Consider the following 20,908-nt stretch of genomic DNA (forward strand, 5'->3'; position numbering starts at 1 on the left):
CACCACAAGCGGCTCTTCTTTTTTGTGCGGGGTCTGTCACTGCGTCCGCATGATCTGGTCCATCGGCGGCATATTGGCGTTGAGATGCGCCATGATCCAGACCGTCCCGCCCACCACCAGGAACACCACCAGCAGCCCGAAGGCGAGCGCCAGCACGTTGTTGGTGTTGTCGGGGCCGGTGGTGATGTGCAGGAAGAATACGAGGTGCACGCCCATCTGCGCGATCGCAAGCACGATCAGCGCGACGGGAATCGAAGGCTGCCAGACCAGGTCGGTGCCGGCGATGAAGAACGACGTCGCCGTGAGCAACAGCGCCAGAACAAGACCGACGACATAACCCAGGATCCGCTCACCGACACTGTGCTGCTCTTCCTCGCCCGGCGCGAGATCGTGCCCGGCCGGAATATGCGTCTGATCGCTCATGGGGCACCCCCAAGCAGGTAGACGACGGAGAACACCCCGACCCAGATGATGTCGAGTGCGTGCCAGAACAGCGCAAAGCACATCATCCGCCGCAGCACGTCGGCACGAAAGCCTTTCGCAAACACCTGCGCCATCATGGTGAGCAGCCACAGCACGCCGGCGGAGACGTGCAGGCCGTGGCATCCGACCAGCGAGAAGAACGCGGTCAGGAAGGCGCTGCGCGACGGGCCGTAGCCACGGCCGACAAGGTCGGCGAATTCGCGGAACTCGATCACCAGGAAGATGAGGCCGAGCACGCACGTCACGCTCATGCCGAGATAGAACCAGAACCGGTTGCGCACGTCGGCGGCGATGCTGGCCATGCCGCAGGTGAAGCTCGACAGCAGCAGGCAGACCGTCTCGATCGCGACGTTCCTCTGCTCGAAGATCTCCGCGCCCTTGGGGCCGCCGGCGGTCTGGCCTGATAGCACCGCATAGGCCGCGAAGAAGCAGGAGAACATCACGATGTCGGAGAGCAGGAAGATCCAGAAGCCATAGGCGGTCACGATCCGCTTCGGCGCGGGCCCGGGATGCTCGATGACGACGCCGATGTGATGGGGATCGGCATGGGTGTGGCCGACGGTCGCGGTCATCGCCATCAGACCGCTCCCGCCATGCTGACGAGGCTGCGCCGTTCCTCGATATTGACGCGGTCGATCGCGGCGACCTCCGCGGCCGGAATGACGTACTCGTCATGGTCGCGCCAGGCGAACACGACGAAGGTCGCGAACGCGCCGATCCCCCCGAGGATCACCATCCACCAGATGTGCCAGATCAGGGCGAAGCCCATGATGGTGGCGAAGAACGCGCAGACGAAGCCGGTAGGAGAATTGCGCGGCATCTCGATGTCCTGATATTCGGGCTCTTCATGCTCGAACGATTGCTGCCGGGCATGCGCCTTCATCTCCCAGTAGGCATCCTCGCCACGCACATCTGGATTGAACGCGAAGTTGAACACCGGCGGCGGCGACGAGGTCGCCCATTCCAGGGAGCGACCGTCCCAGGGATCGCCGGTGCGGTCGCGCAGCGCCTCGCGATTACGGATGCTGACCACGAGCTGCACCATCTGGCAGATCACACCCATCGTCAGCACGGCCATGCCGAGTGCAGCGATGATCATCCAGGGCCGCCAGGCCGCGACGTCATAGTGCTGCATGCGCCGGGTCATGCCGAGCATGCCGACGATATAGAGCGGCATGAAGGTGACGTAGAAGCCCGTGAAGGTGAACCAGAACGCCGCCTTGCCCCAGCGCTCGTCGAGGCGGAAACCGAACGCCTTCGGAAACCAGTATTCGAAGCCGGCGAAGGCGCCGAACAGCACGCCGCCGATGATGACGTTGTGGAAATGGGCGACCAGGAACATGCTGTTGTGGAGCATGAAGTCCGCCGGCGGCACCGCGACCAGGACGCCCGTCAATCCGCCGATGATGAACGTGACCATGAAGCCGACCGACCACAACATCGGTGTCGCAAAGCGGATGCGGCCGCCATACATCGTGAACAGCCAGTTATAGATCTTCACGCCGGTCGGCACCGCGATGATCATGCTGGCGATGCCGAAGATGGCGTTGACGTTCGGCCCTGCCCCCATCGTGAAGAAATGGTGCAGCCAGACCATGAAGGAGATGACGCAGATCGCCATGGTCGCAAGCACCATGGAGCGGTAGCCGAACAGCGCCTTGCCGGAGAAGGTCGAGACCACCTCGGAGAAGATGCCGAAGGCCGGCAGCACCAAAATATAGACCTCGGGATGGCCCCAGGCCCAGATCAGGTTCATGAACATCATGACGTTGCCGCCGGCCTCGTTGGTGAAGAAGTGGAAGCCGAGATAGCGGTCGAGCAGCAGCATCGCGAGCGTCGCGGTGAGGATCGGGAACGCCGCGACGATGAGGAGGTTCGAGGCCAGCGTGGTCCAGCAGAACATCGGCATGCGCAGGTAGTTCATGCCCCTGGTACGCAGCTTCAGCACGGTGGTGACGAGATTGATGCCGGCCACCAGCGTGCCGACGCCGGAGATCTGTAGCGACCAGGCGTAATAGTCGACGCCGACGCCGGGCGAGTAGGCCAATTCCGACAGCGGCGGAAAGGCGAGCCAGCCGGTGCGCGCGAACTCTCCGACCACTAGCGAGACATTGACCAGCAGCGCGCCGGTCGCTGTCAGCCAGAAGCCGACCGAATTGAGCGTCGGGAAGGCGACGTCGCGCACGCCGAGCTGGAGCGGCACGACGAGGTTCATCAGCCCGATCACGAACGGCATCGCCACGAAGAAGATCATGATGGTGCCATGCGCCGAGAAGATCTGATTGTAGTGCTCCGGCGGCAGATAGCCCTGCGACTGATAGGCCACCGCCTGCTGGATCCGCATCATGATGGCGTCGCTGCCGCCGCGCAGCAGCATCACCGAGGCCAGCAGGATGTACATGACGCCGATGCGCTTGTGATCGACGCTGGTGATCCATTCGTGCCAGAGATAGGGCAGATGTCCCTTGACGGCGACCCAGGCCAGCACGCCGAGGATGGCGACCAGCACCACCGCGCCGGCGACGAGCGGAATCGGCTGGTCGAACGGGATGGCCGACCAATCGAGCTTACCGAGCATCATGGCCTCCACTGTGCGACCGGCCTGCTTCGGACGCGAGCTCCGGCCCCGGCCCGGGCGGAATGTGCTGGGTCGCGATCAGATCGAACAGGCGCGGATCTTCGAGACGATAGGTCGGCCGCCCCTTCTCGACGCCCTGCTGCATCAGCTTCTTGTAGCTGTCCTCGTTCAGCACCGCATCCGTCTTCGCCGTATTTGCCACCCAGTCCGGAAAGGCGAGCGGCGAGATCACGTGGACGTCGAACATCATGTCCGGGAAACCGTCGCCGGAGAAATGTGCCGACAGGCCCTGAAGCTTGCCTTCGTTGTCGGCGCGCAGGTTCAGCTTCGTCACCATGCCGTTCATGGTGTAGATCATGCTGCCGAGCTGTGGGATGAAGAACGTGTTCATCACGCTCGACGATGTCAGCTGGAAGTTCAGCTCGGCGCCGGTCGGCACCGTCAGCGTGTTGACGGTGGCGATGCGCTGGTCCGGATAGATGAAGAGCCATTTCCAGTCGAGCGAGACGGCCTGGATCCGCACCGGGCTGCCGGTGCCCGGCACGGGCGCTGCGGGATCGAGCTGGTGTGAGCCGATCCAGGCGACACCGCCGAGCAGGATCACCGTGAGCGCCGGGATCGCCCACACCACCATCTCGACGCGGCCGGAATAGACGAACTCCGGCTGATAGCGCGCCCTTGGATTCGAGGCGCGAAACCAGAACGCAAAAGCCAGAATCGCGAAAATGGTCGGCACCACGATCACGAGCATGATGAAGACGGAATCGACCAGGATGGTGCTGTTGGCGGCAGCCACGGGCCCTTGTGGGTCGAGCAGATTCATCGGCAAGCCACTGGTGGTTGGGAAGCCCCGGGACTGAGCCTAGCGCGGGAAAGGCTCCGCAACAAACGCTGCGAGGTCGGAACGGTTCCGGGACTGCAACGGCCAGCCATGCGCGAGGGGCCGGCCGCCACATGCAATTCCGTGTGATGTCAATGACATGAAGGCGGAAAGCGCGCTCTTCTCTCCCATCAGGGCGATTGCTAGTCTGCACGAAAATAATGACGAGGACGGGAGTGAACCGAGATGCGCTTAAAGGACAAGGTCGCGATCGTCGTCGGGGCCGGGCAAAGCCCCGGCGAAGGCATGGGCAACGGCCGCGCGACGGCGCTCACCTTCGCGCGCGAGGGCGCCAAGGTTTTGTGCGTCGACCACAATCTGGAATCGGCGCAGGAAACAGTGGCGGTGATCGCCGCGAAAGGCGGCGCGGCGGCGGCCTTCAAGGCGGACGTAACTAAAGCTGAGGACATCAAGACGATGGTTGCGGATGCGCAATCGCGCTGGGGACGTATCGACGTGCTGCACAACAATGTCGGCGTCAGCCTCGCCGGCGGGGATGCCGAGCTGCTGCAATTGACCGAGGAGGCGTTCGATCACGTCGTTGCCGTCAATCTGAAGAGCTGCATTCTCGCTGCGAAGGAAGTGATCCCGATCATGCGCGCGCAGAGAAGCGGCGCCATCATCAACATCTCGTCGATGGCAGCAATCACGACCTATCCTTACGTCGCCTACAAGGCGACGAAGTCGGCGATGATCGCCTTCACCGAACAGCTCGCCTACCAGAACGCCGAATACGGCATCCGCGCCAACGTCATCCTGCCCGGCCTGATGAACACGCCGATGGCCGTCGATACCCGCGCCCGCGAATGGCAGAAGACCCGCGCCGAAGTCGAAGCCGAACGCGACAGCAAGGTGCCGCTGCGCAGGAAGATGGGCACGGGCTGGGACGTCGCCAACGCCGCGCTGTTCCTGGCGAGCGATGAGGCGAACTTCATCACCGGCGTGACGCTGCCGGTGGATGGTGGAGCGAGCGTGAGGCGGGGGTGAGGTGCTCTTCTCCCTCTCCTCGCTTGCGGGGAGAGGCAAAGAGTAAGGCGCTCATCGCGAATATGTCACCCGCCAGATCGTGCCGTTGCCATCTTCCGAAACCAGCAGCGATCCATCCTTCGCCACCGCCACTCCCACCGGCCTGCCCCACACCTCGCTGTCGTTCACGACGAACCCCGTGACGAAATCCTCGTACTCGCCGGTGGGCTTGCCGTCCTTCATGCGGATGCGGATCACCTTGTAGCCGGTGCGTTTCGACCTGTTCCAGGAGCCGTGCTCGGCAGCGAAGGCGTCGCCCTGGTATTCGGGCGGAAACTGCGTGCTTTGGTAGAACGTCATGCCGAGCGAGGCGGAGTGCGGCTGGATCAGCACATCAGGCACCGTCACCTTGTCCTTGAGATCCGGCCGCGCGCCGGCATGGCGTGGGTCTTCATTGTTGCCGATATAGAACCACGGCCAACCGTAGAACGCGCCCTCCTTCACGCTTGTGACGTAATCGGGCACGAGATCGTCGCCGAGGCCGTCGCGCTCGTTGGTCGAGCACCAGGGCAGCCCGGTCTGCGGCTGGATCGCGAGGCCCACGCAGTTGCGGATACCGGTGGCATAGATCTTTCGATCCTTGCCGTCGGGATTGAAGGACAGCACTGCGGCACGTTCGAGCTCGCTGGCCCATGTTGCGCCGAGCGGCTGCGTCTTCGACCACGCGTCCATCCCGCCCGGCGGTGTGCCCATGCCCTCGGCGACATTGCTGAGCGAGCCCACCGACACCAGCATACGCTTGTTGTCGGGCGTGAAGACGATATCGCGCGTGGAATGCCCGCCGTCATGCGGCAGGCTCGCGACAATCGTCTCCGCCTTGCCGCGCGCCTTGAGATCGCCGGCCTGGTAGGGAAAGCGGACGACGCTGTCGGTGTTGGCGATGTAGACCCACTGCGGATTGTCGCCATTGGGAAAGAACGCGATGCCGAATGGCTGCCGCAGGCCGCTGGCGAACACCTCGTTGGTCGCGGCCTTGCCACCCTCACCCGCGCGCAGCACGCGGATGGTCCCGGCTCGTGTTTCCGCGACGAACACATCGCCATTCGGTGCCACGCGGATGATACGCGGCGCGCGCAGGCCTTCGGCGAACAGCTCGATCTTGAAGCCGGCCGGAACCTGGAGCTCGGCTTCCGGCGGACGCGGCACAACGCGCGACGAGCTCGCAACCGATCGCGTGGCGCCAGGCCTGACCAGATCCTGCGGCCGGATCAGCCTGACCGTGCCGGGCTTGTCAGCGCGCCAATCACCATAGGCGTCCTTGCCTTGCAACACTGGCTCGGCCTGCGCGCCGGCCACAACCAGCAGCGCTGCGAGCATCGCCACGAACGTTATCCTGTCGCTCACGTCGTCCTCCGCCTTGCCCGTGTCGTGCGTCAACGCCGATCAACCGAAAAAGGTCTGCGGCGAGTTTGGCGCCTGCCGAATCCCACGTCAGTTCATGCCCGCACGATGTGCATCAGCCGCAGCCCATCATACTGGAAAACGCGGTTGAACGGTGCGACACATTGTGGGGGCGGCGAGCGCCGGTTACGGTCATGGAGGCTGCGGCATCCAGGTCGCGTCGGATGGGGAGATCATGTGGGGATCCATCATATCGGAATGGGCGAGCCTGCTGCTGCGCTGGCTGCACGTGGTGGCCGCGATCGCCTGGATCGGCAGTTCCTTCTATTTCATCGCCCTCGACCTCAGCCTGAAGCCGAAGACGGACCTGCCTGACGGCGTGCAGGGCGAGGCCTGGCAGGTCCATGGCGGCGGCTTCTACCGGATCATGAAATACCTGGTCGCGCCCAGCCAGATGCCGAACGAGCTGACCTGGTTCAAATGGGAAGCCTACACCACCTGGCTATCCGGCTTCGCGCTGATGGTGGTGGTCTATTATCTGGAGGCCGATCTGTTCCTGGTCGACAAGTCGATCCTCGCCCTCACGCCATTCCAGGCCGGCCTGTTCAGCTTCTGCAGCTTGGCGCTGGCATGGCTGCTCTATGAGGCCGCCTGCCGCACCGGGCTCGCGCAGCGCGAGCTGCCCTTCGCCATTGGCGGCTATCTGTTCCTGGTCGCGCTCACTTACGCCTTCACACATGTGCTGAGCGGCCGCGGCGCCTTCAATCAGATCGGTGCGATCATCGGCACCATCATGGTGGCCAATGTCTTTACCCTGATCATCCCGAACCAGAAGAAGATCGTGGCCAGCCTGATCGCCGGACAGGCGCCCGACCCGAAGCTCGGCAAGGCCAGCAAGGAGCGCTCGGTCCACAACAATTACCTGACGCTCCCCGTGGTCGTGCTGATGATCAGCAACCACTATCCCCTGCTCTACGCCACGCGCTTCAACTGGATCATCGTCGCGATCATTCTGGCGCTCGGGCCGGTGATCCGCCACTTCTTCAACGAGCGCCATGCCGGGCGCCAATCGCCGTGGTGGGTGTGGGGCGTAGCCGCTGCCGGCGTTATTGCTATTCTCTTTCTCTCCGCCGCCGGCCCGCGCGAGGTGAAGACGGGCGCATTGTCGGCGCCGGTCACGGTCGCCAATGTCGAGGAGATCGTGATGTCCCGCTGCAGCATGTGCCATGCAGCCGAGCCGGTCTGGGCCGGCATCGTCACCGCGCCGAAGGGCATTTTGCTCGACACGCCCGAGCACATCCATCGCAACATCCGCCTGATCGGGCGGGTCGCGGCCTGGTCGAATGCGATGCCGCCTGGCAACATCACGGAAATGACCGGCGAGGAGCGCGCCGTCCTCGCGGCCTATATCGAGCAGGCGCGCTGAGGCGCGTCGGACGAGGATGCATTGCGCGGAATGAAATTCCGCTTCTCCCGCCGAATTGAAAATGACTTGGCCGCCTATCCGGCGTAGACATGGCCGGCAGCCGCCGGCGCGGCGCAAAGTCAGCTTGCAATCGGGGATAAGAACAGTGGCCCTCAAGAACGTCATCGGTATCGATCACGCCGTCGTCATGGTGAAGGACCTCGACAAGGCCGCCGAGAATTATCGGCAACTGGGCTTCACCGTGTCCCCGCGCGGTACCCACAGCGTTCATATGGGCACAGGCAACTACACCATCATGTTCGACCCCGACTATATGGAGCTGCTCGGCGTGCTCGCCCCGACCGAGCTCAATGTTCCCGCGCGCGCCTTCCTGGACAAGCGCGGCGAAGGCATCGAGCGCATCGCTTTCACCGCGGTCGATAGCGCCGCCGGCGCCGAGGAGATCCGCGCACGGGGACTGGAGCCGATCGGCCCGACCGATTTCGAACGCCCTGTCACGCTGCCTGATGGTACGATCTCGGCGGCGAAATTCCGCACCTTCATGTGGCCGACGGCGGAAGCGCCGGGCGGCGTGCGCATCTTCGCCTGCCAGCACAAGACCCGCGAGACCGTGTGGATTCCCGAGCTGATGACCCACGCCAATGCAGCCAAGCGGATCAAGCAGACGCTGATCGCAACGCCAGAGCCCGCCAAGGAGGCCGCGCATCTCGCCCGCCTGATCGACCGCGAAGCCAAGACCGACGCGGACGGCGCGGTCAGCGTGCCCTCCGGCGGCGATCGCGCTGACTTCGTCTATCTGACACTGGACCAGCTTGCCAAGCGCTATCCTGGCGTGTCCCTGACGGGCCTCTCCGAGCGCGGCGGCGCCGCGCTGGTGCTGGTCAGCGGCGATCTCGCGGCCACCGAGAAGGCGCTGGGGTCGGCCGCCGTGCGGAGCGGAGCTGCGATCTGCGTGCCGCCGGCCAAGGCCAACGGCACCCTGCTCGCCTTCGTTGCCGGCTGATTTGAACCAATTCTTTAGACTAACGGGTGTTTACCCGGCGGCTGTAGGCTTCCCGGCCATCCAAGCCACCGGGGGCCAAACGCATGTTCAAAGAGGGGTCGCCGATCGCCTATGACGCGCCGGCCGAGCTGAAGAAATGGCCGTCGCTGAAAGGCGAGAGGCAGAGGGATCGCGGTCCGCCCTATCTCGTCTACAACGGCACGCTGGCCGAATGCGTCCGCGAGCTCATGGGCAAGCCGATCAAGGGCATCTCGCTCTACGACATCATGACGAAGCCGCAGGCCGCCTTCGACCAGACCGTGTTGTCGCCCGGCGACGCGGCAGAGATCGCGATGCGCAAGGATTTTCCCAAGGACTAATTCGCGGCACGCTTCGCAGCGGGCGCGCCCTGCCGCCTCGATGAGGATTCCGTCGGCGCATCGAGGAAGACGACTTGTGTACCGCGCTTCACGTTCTCGCCGAGAACACGCGCGTCCCAATTGGTCAGGCGGACGCAGCCGTGCGATGCCGACTTGCTGACCTTGTCCGGCTCCGCCGTCCCGTGGATGCCATAGCCCTGCGCCGACAGGCCGATCCAGTATGCTCCCACCGGATTGTTGGGCCCCGGCTGGATGTCGAACGGCCTGTTGGATTTGACGCTCTTGAACTTGTACTCGGGATTGTAATGGTAGGTCGGCTGCGCGTTGGTGCCGGTGACCTTCAGCGTTCCGGTCGGCGTCGGGCGATCCGGACTGCCGACTGACGCCGGATAGAACGCCAGCAGAGCGCCGCTGGCGTCGAACGCTTTCAAGGTCCCGTGCGTCTTGTCGACTTCGAGCCGGGCGATGCGCGGCAGTTCGCGCCGCGCCGGAACGTTGGTCACGACGATCGTCACTCCTGCCTTGTCGAACGCCTTGCCCGGATTGAGCGCCCTGAGCAGATCCGCACTCATGTGGAATTTCTCGGCAAGTCCTTCGAGAGGGCTGGTGTAGCTCAGCGCCTTCAGCGATTTCATGTCATCGAGCTTGCTCGGCAATTTCTCCAGGAACGGCCCTTTCACATCGGCGTCCGTGATCTTGTAGTCGACGAGAATGGGACCCTCGCTGCCTGCGGTCAGCTTGTCCCAAAGCTCGGGCGCGAGAACCTTGTCGGATGCGATGCCGTTCTGCTCCGCGAACGCCTTGAGCGCCTTCTGCGCGTTCTCGCCGAACTTGCCGTCAATCTCGCCAGGCGAGAATTGCGCGCGATCGAGCAGCACCTGAAGTTTCACCACGGCTGCATTCAGCTTGTCGGTGGCCGGCGGCTTCGCAGGACGCGCAGCTTCGTTCACCGCAGCCGGATCGAGATTGCCTGCGAGCGCCGGGCCGACGAGCCACAGCGAAATCACCGCGCCAAGCATCCATCGCATCGTCATCGCACATCCCACTCGCAAGCGGCCCCCCAAAACCGCGGAAGGTTTCTCTTCGGGAACACCGTACTAACACCGAAGGAACCGAGGAGACCGCAGCTTTGCCGCAATCGGACGGTTAAGAACTTCCTATCGCCGGCGCAGCGCTGGCCGTTCATCCCACAGTTCGAGGTTGTCCCCGCAAATGCGATTTGTCGTCGCGGCTTGCGCCGCGTTTCTGCTTCTGATGTGCGACCTCGATCCGTCGGCGTCCCGGCAAGTATCACGTTTCGACACCACTGTTCTCCAGAACAATCATGCCTCGTCACTTGTTCCGGTGGTCGAGCTGTTCGTCGCCAGCGTGCAGGCGATCGAGCTTGCCAACGCGCACGCGGCCTATGAGCAGGTGATCGAGCCACCGCGCGCGGTCGAGCCGACGGTGCAGGCCGAGCCCTCGCCAACCGAACGATTTTGTCACGCGCTGCGCGCAGCCGCCGAATCCAGCGGCATTCCGGTGCCGTTCTTCGCACGCCTGATCTGGCAGGAGAGCCGCTTCAAGTCCAACGAGGTCAGCCACGCCGGCGCGCAGGGCGTCGCGCAGTTCATGCCGGGGACGGCGGCCGAGGTCGGGCTCGACGATCCCTTCGATCCGATGAAGGCGCTGCCGGCGTCGGCGAAGTTCCTGCGCAAGCTGCGCGACGATTTCGGCAATCTCGGCCTTGCTGCCGCCGCCTACAATGCCGGTCCCGGCCGCATCCAGAAATGGCTTGCCCGGGAGAGCGAGCTGCCGCGCGAAACGCGCGACTATGTCCGGATCATCACCGGCACCAAAGCCGAAGACTGGATCGAACGGTCGGAGGCGCTCGCGATCCGCATCGACCTGCCGCGCGAAGCGCCATGCGAAGGCATCGGCAGTCTTTCGAAGGCCAAGGATGTCGCCTGGGTTCCGGTGAACCTGACGCCTTCGGTTGCGGGCATCATTCGCAAGGCCGAGCAGCTCGCGGCCCGCCTGACGACGGACCGCGCCCGCAAGCGGTTCGCGACCCTGCTGCGGAAGAATGCCGCGGGTCCCGGCAAGGCACGCAGCATGATTGCGGCACGCGCGGCCGGAAAGAGCGCGAAGGCGCGCGCCGTTCGCATCGCATCGCGCGAACGGACGTCAGGCTAGCGATCGGAGCCGCTCGCTTGCGCGGCTCCGATCTCCATTGAGCTAATCGATCTCCTCGATCACCCGACGTTCGCGCGGCTCGATGACGTAGGTCCGGCTGTCGCGATGGATATAGCGATATTCGCGCAAGCCCGGCGCATCGCGGTAGACCGTGGTCGGGAATTCCTCGACCTCGACGGTCTCCGGGACCCGATCACCGATGCGCATCTCCGTGCGTGCGGTGCTGCCGGTGGTCCGCGCCTCGCTGCGTCCTTCGGTGCGGGTCTTCGCATGCTTGCGGATCACCTCGCGATCGCGATCCGAGAACTTGCTGGCGCTGCGCTCGCGCGTGGTCGTCGTCGTTGTCGCCGTGGACTGGCCTGAGTACGGCAGCACCGTCACGATCTTGTAGGTCGCCGGATCGACCACGACGATCTGATCTTTCACCAGCGCAAAGCTGTAGCCGCGATATTGCGGCACGATCTCGACGACGTCGGGCGGCAGTGTCGAGAGGTGCACGTCGCGCGGCACCACCGTGCCGACATTCAGCGAGAAATTGACGCTGGTCAGCGGCCGCACGTTCAGGTGCGAGATCGACGCGCTGATCCTGGTCTCCTGCTGCTTGCTGATATTGACGTCGGTCTGGGCGGCAGCCTGATTGCTCGTCGGCGCAGTCGGTGCCTGCTGGGCCTGGTTGGTTCCGGATGCGGCCGGTGCCTGCTGGGCCTGATTGTTGGCCGGCGGCGGATTGGACCGGTCCTGCGCCTGGTTGGTGTTCGCCGGAGGCGGGTTGGCGCTCTGCTGCGTTGCAGGCTGGTTGCCGGCTGCATTGGAATTTGCCGCACCGCTCTGTGACTGCGCGGTCGAGCCCGTATTGGCGGTGCCGGAGCCGGACGATGGTGGATTGGCCTGCGTGGTCTGGGCTGGCGTTCCCGACGTCGTTGATTGCTGCGGTTGCGATGTGGTCTGCTGCTTGTCGGCCGCGCTCGAAGGCGAGGTAGCGGATGGCGCGGTGGTATTCGACTGGGACTGCGGCGTCTGCTGAGACGGCGTAGTCGTGCTGGGCGATTGCGCAAACGCGGCGCTCGCCAGCACCACCCCCAAGGCGGTGGTTGCCAATAGGCGTGTCATGGTTCACTCCCTTTCAACTAATGAAACTGGCCTACTAACCTGCGTTAAAACGAGCAGTTCCAGTTTTTCCCGAAGGAAGGCCGCGCTCATTTTTCTGCGGAACCTGCAATGCCAGCGAAGAGTGCCGGGATCATCGCCTATCGCAAACGAGGGAACATCGAGGTGCTCCTCGTCCATCCCGGCGGGCCGTTCTGGCGTAACAAGGATCTCGGCGCATGGTCGATCCCGAAGGGCGAGTATGCGGACGGAGACGACGCAGAGATCGCCGCGCGACGGGAGTTCGCGGAAGAGCTGGGACTCGAGCTGTCGGTGCCGCTGACCCCGCTTGGCGAGGTCAGGCAGCGCGGGGGCAAGCGCGTCACCGCTTTCGCGGCCGAGCTCGATCTCGACGTGCGCAGCATTCGCAGCAACACCTTCGAGATGGAATGGCCGCCGCGCAGCGGCAAGCGGCAGGCCTTCCCGGAAGTCAACCGCGCCGAATGGTTCACGCTCGGCGCGGCGCAGGTGAAGATCAACGCGGGACAACGTCCGCTGCTCGACCGGCTTACGCTGCTGATCGGCGGCTAGCGCGCCGCCTCACTCCGCCTTGATGTTCGCGGCCGCGACCACCTCGGCGAGCTCCTTGGTCTCCTTGGCGATCTTCGCGGCGTAGTCGGCCGGGCTGAGCACGCTGACGACGCCCTGCGACCCGAGCTTCTCCTCAACCGCCGGATCCTTGGCGGCGGCGACGATCTCCCGGTGCAGGGTTTCCAGGATGGGCGCCGGCGTCGCCTTGGGCATGAAGAAGCCGACCCAGAACGAGATGTCGAAGCCGGGATAGCCGGCTTCCGCCACGGTCGGCACATCGGGCAGCGCCGGCAGCCGCTCGGCCGAGGACACCGCCAGCGCGCGCAGCTTGCCGGCCTTGACCAGCGGCACGGCGGAGAGCGGATCGAACACCGCCAGCACCTCCTGTGCGAGAATGCCGACCTCGGCGGCCGAGCCGCCGCGATAGGGCACGTGGATCAGCTTGATGCCGGCCTTCTGGCTGAGCAGCTCCATGGCGAGATGGGCGAGATTGCCGTTGCCGCCGGAGCCGTAGGCGAGCGCGCCGGGCGCGGCCTTGGCCGCAGCGACCAGATCAGCCACCGACTTGACGTTCGCCGTCTTGGGATTCTCGGGGTTGACGACGAGGACGAGCGGCGCCGACACCACCGTGGTGAGCGGCGCAAAGTCCACTTGCGGATCGTAGCGGATGTCCTTGAACAGCGTCTTGTTCAGCGTGATCGTCGACGAGTTGCAGGCGAGCATGGTGTAGCCGTCCGCCTCCGCACGCGCGACGCCCTCGGCGGCGATCATGCCGTTGGCGCCGGCGCGGTTCTCGACCACGAAGGGCTGGCCGAGCTTGCTGCCGAGCCGATCGCCGATGATGCGCGCGACGACATCGACCGGGCCGCCCGCGCTGAAGCCGACCATGATCTTGACCGGCCGCGACGGATATTTCTGCGCGAGGGCCTCTGTCGCCAGCGCCAAGGCGCAAAGTCCTGCGATGACTGCCAGCAGCCGGGCCGTTCGTTGCATTCGTTCTCTCCCAGACCTCTTGGCGCCGCTTGTGCATGCTTGTTGGTGCGACACCTTCGAAGATCATGATGGGCGGCTGGGCCGGATTTCGCAATCGCGTTTGGGCGCCGGCATTCCGCGGCACGGCAGGCGAACCCCGCTTGCAAACAAAAAGTGTGAAAACAACCCCATGCACAGTAGACCGCCCCTGTCAGAACAAGGACTTGCGGGCGGCGGACGAATTTTTCGGATTCACGAAATAAATTCTGAGGCGTCGGGCAAAACAGTGGCATACTGGCATCATCGCAACAGTCGCGAGCGTCATGGCCCGCCAGGCCGAAGCCGTCCGACGCGGTTGCGCCTAAACCCTTCATCGACATTCTAATATTCGCATTCGCGCGCAGCAGCGAACGGCCGTTCGCGCCTGCGCCGCCAGAAGGACACAGCACATGACGACAGCTCTCGAACGCCACATCACTTCGCCGCTCGCGGCATCCGATCGCAGCGCCCCCGCCGCGAACCCGCGCGTCAAACTCTACAAGCGGCGCATTGCGATCAGCCATCCCGACCCGCAAGCCGGCGAGCAGCTGCTAGTCGAGGCGCTCGGCGCCGCCGACCGTGACGCGATGCACGGCATACTGAGGCAATTGGTCAAGGCCAGCGCGGTCGGGCAGAAGCCCGACGAAGCCAACCTCGCCTTCATGATCTCGACGATCAGGAGCATCGCGCCGAAGGATTCCGTCGAGGCCATGCTGGTGTCGCAGATGGTATCGGTGCACATGGCGGCGATGCGCTTTGCCTGCCGGCTCGCCTGCACCGACGATCTCGCGCAGCAGGAGGGCATCGCCCGCGCGTTGACCCGGCTCTCCCGCACCTTCGCCGCTCAGGTCGAAGCGCTGAATCGCCATCGCAACAGCGACGAGCGCGCAATCACGGTGCAGAACCTGTCGGTGCAGGACGGCGGACGGGCGATCGTGGGCAACGTCACGCAGCATGCGGGCGTGCTCGTTGCGGAGGCCGGCGCGAGCGGCGCAGGGCAGGGGCCGAGCCGATGACCGGCGCCCACGCCCGCAACACGGCACCGATGCAGTCGAGCCCTCGCTGCTGCGCGAGGACTCGCGACGGCGGCCCGTGCCGCGCCCCGGCCAGGCGGGGGAAGCCGCGATGTCGCATGCACGGTGGGGCAAGGCGATCGGGGGCGCCGAGAGGAAACCGGAACGCACAGAAGCACGGCCTGTTCACGCGAGCGGCCAAAGCCGAGTCGCGACAGCAGCGACTGCTGCTCGAACAGGCGCAAAGACTGCTGGAGGAGCTGAGGTGATGCCGCTGTCGCGAGCGGGGCCGGCTGCCGTCCTCCGGTCCTGACGCGCGTGCTGACGGCCTCACCCCTTAACAATTTACGCGTGTTTGTGAATTACTTCACACGCCCGTTATTCCCGTTATCGCTAGCTTGGACCGATATCGGAAAAACAGCGGGAGGGTGTCATGGGCGCATTGAATCTTGCGCAGGTCCTCTGGGAGGAACGACGGGCGCTCCGCGGAGATCCTCTGGAATTCCCGCCAAAGACCGAGAACGATGCGGCAGCCAGCGCCCCGCCAGTCCCGGCACCGCCAGCGTCTGAGCCCTCTTCAATACTACCCTTCGACCTAACGATTACAAATCGGCTCGCCTCCTCCGAAGTCCCGCCAGGGCCATTGCCGCCACAGACCGAGCAGGTCCCCGATCAGCTCCTAGAAATCTATCGGACCTTCAACGCAGACGACCGATGGGCGCTGTGCCTGTCCGGTGGCGGAATCCGCAGCGCGGCGTTTGCGCTCGGTATCCTGCAAAGGATTGCCGCGCTGGAGGTCACGTCGAAACGCAAGAACGAGAAGGCCGGCTCGGCCCTGAAGCAGTTCGAGTATCTGTCGACAGTATCGGGAGGCGGTTATATCGGCAGTTGGCTGTCGGGCTGGCTGTATCAGGAGCGCCAGCGCGAGAAGGGGCGCCAGGCTCTGATTGTCCCCCCACTCTGCGGAACGGCCGGTCCAAGCGTCCCGGCGGATAAGGTTGTTCCAGCACTCACCATGCGCGAGAGCCGCGGTCCGCTCGGAGACCACGAGGAAGCGGAGCCGATTTCCAACCTTCGGCGCAACTCGCACTTCCTCTCTCCAAGCTTCTCGTCGCTTTCTCCCGACCTGTGGAGCGATGTCGCCAGCGTCCTGCGCAATCTGTTCCTGAACTGGATCCTGCTCGTCCCTCCGATGATCCTTGCGGTGCTCGTCACCAAGGCGCTCTACTTTGCGCTTATCGACGCCCACAGCATCACGGAAAGGTCGATATGGTTTCTGGTCGTGATGGCCATACCAACGCTGTGCTTGTTGGTTTCCCTGTCCTTCTCCGTCGCAAACCGCCCGGCGCGCGGCTGGATCAACGTCTCGCAGCCCCGCTTTCTCCTGTGCGATCTCGCTCCCTTCCTTGTCGGAGCCGCACTGCTGGTGCTCGTGCTGCAGAGCCCGTATGGTCTGAAGACTCTCACGGATGTGCTTCGCGTCAGCGGCTTCGAATTTGTCGAGAAATTCAACAACGAGCATCCGGCCGCGGCGGTGCTGATCCGCGGAACGATCCTTGGCATGATCTTTTTCCTGGCGTCCTGGGCGCTGGCGCCCCTGTGGACCATCATCTTCGGGAGATCGTCCCGGCCGCCGCCCGAGTCGCGCCCCAAACATCCGTGGATGGAGCTGATCGCCTGGGCTGTCGCCGGCGCGGCTTTCGGTCTGCTGAACGCGGTAGGACTGATTTTGCTCTGGAGCATCAACCCCTCCGACTCCGCCGCCACGGCAGCGGGTTTTGCCTGCGTATTCGGGCTGCCCTGGATCGTGCTGGCGCGCATCGTCGCCGACGTGACCTATATTTCGTTTGCCGAGTTCCTGTCCGAAGTGGATGTCGGGCTGGAATTTCAGGCGCGGTCGAGCGGGCTCTTCACGCTGGCCTATCTCGGCTGGCTCGTGTGGTTCGGGCTCGTGCTCGGCGCGCCACCGGCTGCAAGATGGATCGAGACCCAGATTGGCAGTGCAACCGTGCCCTCGCTCGCAGCCGGAGGAGGTCTTTCCGGCCTGCTCTCCATCCTCCTCGGAGCGAGCTCGAAGACGAAGACCGCGGCCGAGCAGATTTCAGGCGTGCGCCAATATCTCGGCCTCAACACGATCGCGGCCGTCGCCGCGGCGATCTTCGCGGCCGTCCTGGTCGCTCTGCTGTCCATCGGCTGGGACGCAGCTTTCAGATCGCTTGCCTCCGGCGCAGACGGTCACATGCCCTGGACCATGGTGTTCCTGGCGGGCATCTTGCTCGGCGCGCTGATCTACGCGGCCGCACATGTCCTCAGCATCAACCGATACTCACTCCACGGCCTCTACCGGAACCGGCTGGTTCGCGCCTTCCTCGGTGCGTCGCGCAACGAGAAGGAGCGTGACAAGACGAAGAACGCTTTTACGGATTTCGATGGCCGGGACAGCCCGCTTCTGCACGAGCTTTGGGAGCATGACGTCGCGCCGACGGAGGCCAATTGGAAGCCGTTCCACGTCATCAGCGGGGCGCTCAACCTCGTGTCATCAAAGAACCTGGCTTGGCAGGAACGGATGGCTGCGCCTTTCACGTTCTCGCCTTTGCATTGCGGCAGCGCCATATTTTCAGACGGTGCATACCGGACGACTTACGCCACAAAGGACCAGCCGCAACCTTACGGTGGAAACCTGACGCTGGGGACCGCGATGGCGATTTCCGGTGCTGCCGTGAGTCCGAGCATGGGTTACAACTCCTCGCCGGGCGTCGCCTTCCTGATGGCGCTGTTCAACGTGCGGCTCGGCTGGTGGCTCGCCAATCCGCGCGGCGACAATCCCTACTATTCGGAGGTCAAGCCAACGAACGCGCTCCGACCGTTCTTCATGGAGATGTTCGGACTGACCAGCGAGACCGAGCGCTGGGTCTACCTCACCGACGGCGGGCACTTCGAAAATCTAGGCCTCTACGAGATGGTCCGCCGGCGCTGCCGCGTGATCGTGGTCAGCGACGCCGGCTGCGACCCCGATTATTCCTTCGAGGACCTCGGCAATGCGCTGCGCAAGATCTGGATCGATCTCGGAGTACGCATCGACCTGGACGGGCTTGACCTCCTGAAGAAGCGCTTCAAGGAACGTCCAACCCCCGCCGAGCAAGCGCCCTACTGGGCGATCGGTGACATTCTCTATCGTGAGGCCGATGGCGGCGACTCGCAGAACGGACTGCTCCTGTATTTCAAGTCGGGCCTGCACGGCACGGAGCCCATGGGTGTGTTGAGCTATGCGATAGCCCACGCGACCTTTCCGCACGAGACCACGCTGAACCAGTTCTTCTCGGAATCGCAATTCGAGAGCTATCGGGCACTCGGCTACGAGATCGCAGAGCGTGCATTCGAGTGCGGCGAAGGTCTTTCGGTCGACGTGAAGACCGGGGCGCCCCCGACGTTCCTCTCGATTGTCGAGAAGCTGAAAGCATCGCCGCCTTCGCCACCGCCCCCGCCGCCGCAATGACCGGATTCATTCTAGCCTGCGCCTCAACCGGTCTCGCGGCAAGTTCCGTGAAGTTTCCATGACCGGCGGACGTGGCAATCGGCGACGATCCGGATTCGAAATGCCCGTTGCACACGGAACTTCTCGCGGTGGCGCCACTTTGAATGGGCAACGGAAGCGTGCCCGATGAATGCCGAAACGGAACTCAAATTCCGCCTTGCGCCACGAAAGCTGTCATCCGTCCTGCGCGATGGCGCGTTAGACGGACAGCGTGGCGACCGGTCGGAGCAGGATCTGGTGTCGACCTATTACGACACCAGCAAGCAGAAGCTCAGGCGACATGGTCTCACGCTCCGCATCCGCAAGGTCGGCGACCGCTATGTGCAGACCGTGAAGGCCGGCGGCGCCGGAACCGTGACGCGCGGCGAATGGGAGCATGAGGTCGCAGGCGCAAGGCCCGACTTCAAGCAGATCAAGAACACGCCTCTGGCGGATCTCGCGTCCAAGAAACTTCCGCGCAAGCTGCGGGCGGTGTTTCGGACCGAGGTCCACCGCACGACTGAAGCAAGGCGGGTGCGACGGAGCCAGATCGAGCTCGCCGTCGACCGCGGCCGCATCGGCGCCGGACGGCGTTCGCGGCCGGTGGCTGAGCTCGAGCTGGAATTGAAGTCCGGACAGGCCGCCGACCTGTTCCGGCTGGCGCGCAATCTCGAACGCAGAACGGGCGCGGAGCTCGATCTTCGCTCGAAAGCCGAGCGAGGCTTTGAACTCGTGACGGGAAACGGCGCGGGCGCGCAGCATGCCGAGCCGATCGAGCTGACACACGAGCTGTCGCCGCGCAATGCCTTCGGCGTGATCGCGCATTCGACGCTGCGTCAGATCACGGCGAATGCCGATCCGGTGCGGGACATGGATTCGGAAGGCGTCCACCAGATGCGCGTCGGCCTGCGACGCTTACGGGCCGCGATCTCGCTGTTCTCCGACATCCTGCCGCGCGCCAGCACCGAGCGGATCAAGACCGAGCTCAAATGGCTCACGGGCGAACTGGCGCCGGCACGCGAGATCGACGTCTTCCTCAATGAAAGCATTCGGCCGATCGCCGATCAGGGCGTGCCGAAACGCGGCGCTCGCGCGATCGCCAAGAAGTTTTCCGCGGAGCGGAGGGCCGCCTTCGCGCGCGCCCGCCAGGCCGTCGAATCACCCCGCTACCGCCGCCTGCTGATCGACGTGATCGAGTGGATCGAGACCGGACAGACCCGCGCCGGTGACGATCGGTCGATTGCTGCTTACGCCGCCTCCGTACTGGACCGCCGGATCAGGAAGGCGCGCAAGCAGGGCAAGCATCTGGACGATCTCGATCCGATGCAACGCCACAAGTTGCGGATCAGGATCAAGAAGATCCGTTACGCCGTCGACTTCTTTGGGAGGCTCTACAGTGATCGCGACCAGGCGCAGCTCGCAAGCCTCTCCGGCCGGCTGAAGGCGATTCAATCCGCGTTGGGATCGCTCAACGACTTCATGACGCATCGCGAGCTGGCGACGGAGACGGCGTTGTCGGCGCCGCCGGCGAACCGGCGCGCCCAGGCTTTCGCATCTGGGTTCATCGTCGGCCAGGAGCGAGAGGCGGCGCGCAGCCTGATGAAGGACGCCGCGGGGGAGCTGCATCGATTGCACCGGCTGCGCGTCGCGCCGCGCAAGTGACCGTGGGAGAACCGGAATGTCATGGGTCGGCAGCTGGCGAAATCAGTTCGGCTCCATCCTTCGCATCATCAGCGAGACGGAGGGGCGCATCGAAGGCACTTTCGCGACGGCGCTCGAAGATAGCGGCTTCTATGGACAAACGGTGCAAGTCACCGGGTTTCACAGGGGCAATTGCATCGGCTTTGTCGCCGTGGGCTCGTCTGCGACAGGCGACCGCGTGGTTTCCTACACGGGGCTGTTGCGGCATGGAAAGATGGAGACCGCCTGGTTCCTGGTCGCCGACCAGGCGTTGACTGCCGCCAGCGAGGGCGAGCCCGCCAAGCTCGAGCCGTTGAATTGGTGGCGCGCCGTGACGACCAACGTCGATAGTTTCGAACGGATCTAGCGCCGCCCCGCCTGATGGACCTTTGAGCCAGAAAGCTCGGTGCCGCAGCCATCGAGCTAGAGCGGAATGTCTTTAGGTCGAATCGATTGCCGCGGGCTCGGTGCAACCTCTCCCGCTTGCGGGAGAGGTCGCGCCGAAGGCGTGGGTGAGGGCTTTCTCCTCTTCGGGGCTATCCCACTGCGGAAACACCCTCTCCCCAGCCCTCTCCCGCAAGCGAGGGCTTTGCTTAATCGGGTGTGCGGGAGCAGTTCCCGATATGTGATTTTTTTGCGAGGGGTCGATCGGCGCGCGGCGTCGAACGATTGCGTTTTCGCGGCCGATCGAGGGCGTTGGGCTGTGGCGGTCATGCCGCAGCTCCTGCAGGAGACAGCACCG

The 20,908-nt window shown here is 64.3% G+C and carries 18 protein-coding genes; 10 read left to right on the forward strand and 8 right to left on the reverse strand.

Annotated features, from left to right (window positions below):
* Positions 1 to 36: 36 nt before the first annotated feature.
* Genes cyoD through XI05_RS15285 form a run of 4 tightly spaced genes read right to left on the reverse strand, consistent with a single transcriptional unit; the run spans position 37 to position 3,884 of the window.
* A complete protein-coding gene (gene cyoD, locus XI05_RS15270) occupies positions 37 to 423 on the reverse strand; it encodes a cytochrome o ubiquinol oxidase subunit IV (RefSeq protein WP_271502913.1) in 387 nt (128 codons plus the stop codon).
* Entirely contained in the window at positions 420 to 1,061 is a 642-nt protein-coding gene (locus XI05_RS15275; RefSeq protein ID WP_271502916.1) for a cytochrome (ubi)quinol oxidase subunit III, read from the reverse strand. Before XI05_RS15275 ends, cyoD begins: the two co-directional genes overlap by 4 nt.
* Positions 1,061 to 3,061, reverse strand: coding sequence for a cytochrome o ubiquinol oxidase subunit I (gene cyoB, locus XI05_RS15280; protein ID WP_271502969.1), 2,001 nt, complete (start codon positions 3,059 to 3,061; stop codon positions 1,061 to 1,063). The genes XI05_RS15275 and cyoB overlap by 1 nt, the downstream gene beginning before the upstream one ends.
* Complete coding sequence (locus tag XI05_RS15285) at positions 3,051 to 3,884, reverse strand: cytochrome ubiquinol oxidase subunit II (protein ID WP_271502919.1); 834 nt, start codon at positions 3,882 to 3,884, stop codon at positions 3,051 to 3,053. Before XI05_RS15285 ends, cyoB begins: the two co-directional genes overlap by 11 nt.
* Before the next feature lie 243 nt (positions 3,885 to 4,127).
* Between XI05_RS15285 and XI05_RS15290 the strand changes: the two genes are divergently transcribed.
* Positions 4,128 to 4,928, forward strand: coding sequence for an SDR family NAD(P)-dependent oxidoreductase (locus tag XI05_RS15290; protein ID WP_271502922.1), 801 nt, complete (start codon positions 4,128 to 4,130; stop codon positions 4,926 to 4,928).
* A 51-nt stretch (positions 4,929 to 4,979) separates the two neighbouring features.
* Here XI05_RS15290 and XI05_RS15295 read toward each other — a convergent pair whose 3' ends face one another.
* Complete coding sequence (locus XI05_RS15295) at positions 4,980 to 6,284, reverse strand: PQQ-dependent sugar dehydrogenase (RefSeq protein WP_442869275.1); 1,305 nt, start codon at positions 6,282 to 6,284, stop codon at positions 4,980 to 4,982.
* A gap of 259 nt (positions 6,285 to 6,543) precedes the next feature.
* Between XI05_RS15295 and XI05_RS15300 the strand changes: the two genes are divergently transcribed.
* The 3 genes from XI05_RS15300 to XI05_RS15310 all read left to right on the forward strand — a co-directional run bounded on the left by XI05_RS15300 (position 6,544) and on the right by XI05_RS15310 (position 9,096).
* Positions 6,544 to 7,734 carry a urate hydroxylase PuuD gene (locus XI05_RS15300; protein ID WP_271502928.1) on the forward strand — a complete coding sequence of 397 codons (1,191 nt, stop codon included), beginning with the start codon at positions 6,544 to 6,546 and terminating at the stop codon, positions 7,732 to 7,734.
* A 145-nt stretch (positions 7,735 to 7,879) separates the two neighbouring features.
* Positions 7,880 to 8,737, forward strand: a complete 858-nt coding sequence (locus XI05_RS15305; RefSeq protein WP_271502932.1) for a VOC family protein — start codon at positions 7,880 to 7,882, stop codon at positions 8,735 to 8,737.
* 83 nt (positions 8,738 to 8,820) lie between these two features.
* Complete coding sequence (locus XI05_RS15310; RefSeq protein ID WP_271502935.1) at positions 8,821 to 9,096, forward strand: hypothetical protein; 276 nt, start codon at positions 8,821 to 8,823, stop codon at positions 9,094 to 9,096.
* On the opposite strand, the gene XI05_RS15315 is transcribed toward XI05_RS15310, so the two are convergent.
* Complete coding sequence (locus XI05_RS15315; RefSeq protein ID WP_271502938.1) at positions 9,093 to 10,130, reverse strand: L,D-transpeptidase family protein; 1,038 nt, start codon at positions 10,128 to 10,130, stop codon at positions 9,093 to 9,095. The genes XI05_RS15310 and XI05_RS15315 overlap by 4 nt on opposite strands.
* Before the next feature lie 178 nt (positions 10,131 to 10,308).
* Between XI05_RS15315 and XI05_RS15320 the strand changes: the two genes are divergently transcribed.
* On the forward strand, positions 10,309 to 11,271 hold the full coding sequence (locus tag XI05_RS15320) for a lytic transglycosylase domain-containing protein (protein WP_271502941.1): 963 nt from the start codon (positions 10,309 to 10,311) through the stop codon (positions 11,269 to 11,271).
* A 42-nt stretch (positions 11,272 to 11,313) separates the two neighbouring features.
* Here the strand turns inward: XI05_RS15320 and XI05_RS15325 are convergent, their stop codons facing one another.
* Complete coding sequence (locus XI05_RS15325) at positions 11,314 to 12,381, reverse strand: DUF1236 domain-containing protein (RefSeq protein ID WP_271502944.1); 1,068 nt, start codon at positions 12,379 to 12,381, stop codon at positions 11,314 to 11,316.
* Positions 12,382 to 12,489: 108 nt separating this feature from the next.
* On the opposite strand from XI05_RS15325, the gene XI05_RS15330 reads away from it, so the two are divergent.
* Positions 12,490 to 12,948 (forward strand): NUDIX domain-containing protein, encoded by a 459-nt coding sequence (locus XI05_RS15330; RefSeq protein WP_271502947.1) that lies wholly within the window; start codon positions 12,490 to 12,492, stop codon positions 12,946 to 12,948.
* A 9-nt stretch (positions 12,949 to 12,957) separates the two neighbouring features.
* Here XI05_RS15330 and XI05_RS15335 read toward each other — a convergent pair whose 3' ends face one another.
* The gene (locus XI05_RS15335; RefSeq protein ID WP_271502949.1) at positions 12,958 to 13,941 is read right to left on the reverse strand and encodes a Bug family tripartite tricarboxylate transporter substrate binding protein; all 984 of its coding nucleotides are present in this window, start codon (positions 13,939 to 13,941) and stop codon (positions 12,958 to 12,960) included.
* Between the two features lie 428 nt (positions 13,942 to 14,369).
* Here XI05_RS15335 and XI05_RS15340 point away from each other — a divergent pair, with 428 nt between their 5' ends.
* From XI05_RS15340 to XI05_RS15355, 4 genes are all read left to right on the forward strand, one after another.
* Positions 14,370 to 14,975, forward strand: a complete 606-nt coding sequence (locus XI05_RS15340; RefSeq protein WP_271502952.1) for a hypothetical protein — start codon at positions 14,370 to 14,372, stop codon at positions 14,973 to 14,975.
* 640 nt (positions 14,976 to 15,615) lie between these two features.
* Positions 15,616 to 18,468: a patatin-like phospholipase family protein gene (locus tag XI05_RS15345; RefSeq protein WP_271502955.1), complete on the forward strand. Its 2,853-nt coding sequence runs from the start codon at positions 15,616 to 15,618 to the stop codon at positions 18,466 to 18,468.
* Positions 18,469 to 18,633: 165 nt separating this feature from the next.
* Positions 18,634 to 20,148, forward strand: coding sequence for a CYTH and CHAD domain-containing protein (locus XI05_RS15350; RefSeq protein WP_271502958.1), 1,515 nt, complete (start codon positions 18,634 to 18,636; stop codon positions 20,146 to 20,148).
* Between the two features lie 16 nt (positions 20,149 to 20,164).
* Positions 20,165 to 20,533, forward strand: coding sequence for an avidin/streptavidin family protein (locus XI05_RS15355; protein WP_271502960.1), 369 nt, complete (start codon positions 20,165 to 20,167; stop codon positions 20,531 to 20,533).
* The last annotated feature ends 375 nt before the right edge of the window (positions 20,534 to 20,908 follow it).

The sequence above is a fragment of the Bradyrhizobium sp. CCBAU 11357 genome (genome assembly GCF_028128865.1).
In the GTDB taxonomy this organism is placed as follows: Bacteria; Pseudomonadota; Alphaproteobacteria; order Rhizobiales; family Xanthobacteraceae; genus Bradyrhizobium.

Excerpts from the sequence above, each read along its gene's own strand:
- XI05_RS15300 (WP_271502928.1), top strand. The coding sequence starts at position 6,544 with ATGTGGGGATCCATCATATCGGAATGGGCGAGCCTGCTGCTGCGCTGG.
- XI05_RS15285 (WP_271502919.1), bottom strand. The coding sequence starts at position 3,884 with ATGAATCTGCTCGACCCACAAGGGCCCGTGGCTGCCGCCAACAGCACC.
- XI05_RS15325 (WP_271502944.1), bottom strand. The coding sequence starts at position 12,381 with ATGACACGCCTATTGGCAACCACCGCCTTGGGGGTGGTGCTGGCGAGC.
- XI05_RS15355 (WP_271502960.1), top strand. The coding sequence starts at position 20,165 with ATGTCATGGGTCGGCAGCTGGCGAAATCAGTTCGGCTCCATCCTTCGC.
- XI05_RS15315 (WP_271502938.1), bottom strand. The coding sequence starts at position 10,130 with ATGACGATGCGATGGATGCTTGGCGCGGTGATTTCGCTGTGGCTCGTC.
- XI05_RS15310 (WP_271502935.1), top strand. The coding sequence starts at position 8,821 with ATGTTCAAAGAGGGGTCGCCGATCGCCTATGACGCGCCGGCCGAGCTG.
- cyoB (WP_271502969.1), bottom strand. The coding sequence starts at position 3,061 with ATGCTCGGTAAGCTCGATTGGTCGGCCATCCCGTTCGACCAGCCGATT.
- XI05_RS15335 (WP_271502949.1), bottom strand. The coding sequence starts at position 13,941 with ATGCAACGAACGGCCCGGCTGCTGGCAGTCATCGCAGGACTTTGCGCC.
- cyoD (WP_271502913.1), bottom strand. The coding sequence starts at position 423 with ATGAGCGATCAGACGCATATTCCGGCCGGGCACGATCTCGCGCCGGGC.
- XI05_RS15320 (WP_271502941.1), top strand. The coding sequence starts at position 10,309 with ATGCGATTTGTCGTCGCGGCTTGCGCCGCGTTTCTGCTTCTGATGTGC.
- XI05_RS15330 (WP_271502947.1), top strand. The coding sequence starts at position 12,490 with ATGCCAGCGAAGAGTGCCGGGATCATCGCCTATCGCAAACGAGGGAAC.
- XI05_RS15290 (WP_271502922.1), top strand. The coding sequence starts at position 4,128 with ATGCGCTTAAAGGACAAGGTCGCGATCGTCGTCGGGGCCGGGCAAAGC.
- XI05_RS15340 (WP_271502952.1), top strand. The coding sequence starts at position 14,370 with ATGACGACAGCTCTCGAACGCCACATCACTTCGCCGCTCGCGGCATCC.
- XI05_RS15350 (WP_271502958.1), top strand. The coding sequence starts at position 18,634 with ATGAATGCCGAAACGGAACTCAAATTCCGCCTTGCGCCACGAAAGCTG.
- XI05_RS15295 (WP_442869275.1), bottom strand. The coding sequence starts at position 6,284 with ATGCTCGCAGCGCTGCTGGTTGTGGCCGGCGCGCAGGCCGAGCCAGTG.
- XI05_RS15275 (WP_271502916.1), bottom strand. The coding sequence starts at position 1,061 with ATGGCGATGACCGCGACCGTCGGCCACACCCATGCCGATCCCCATCAC.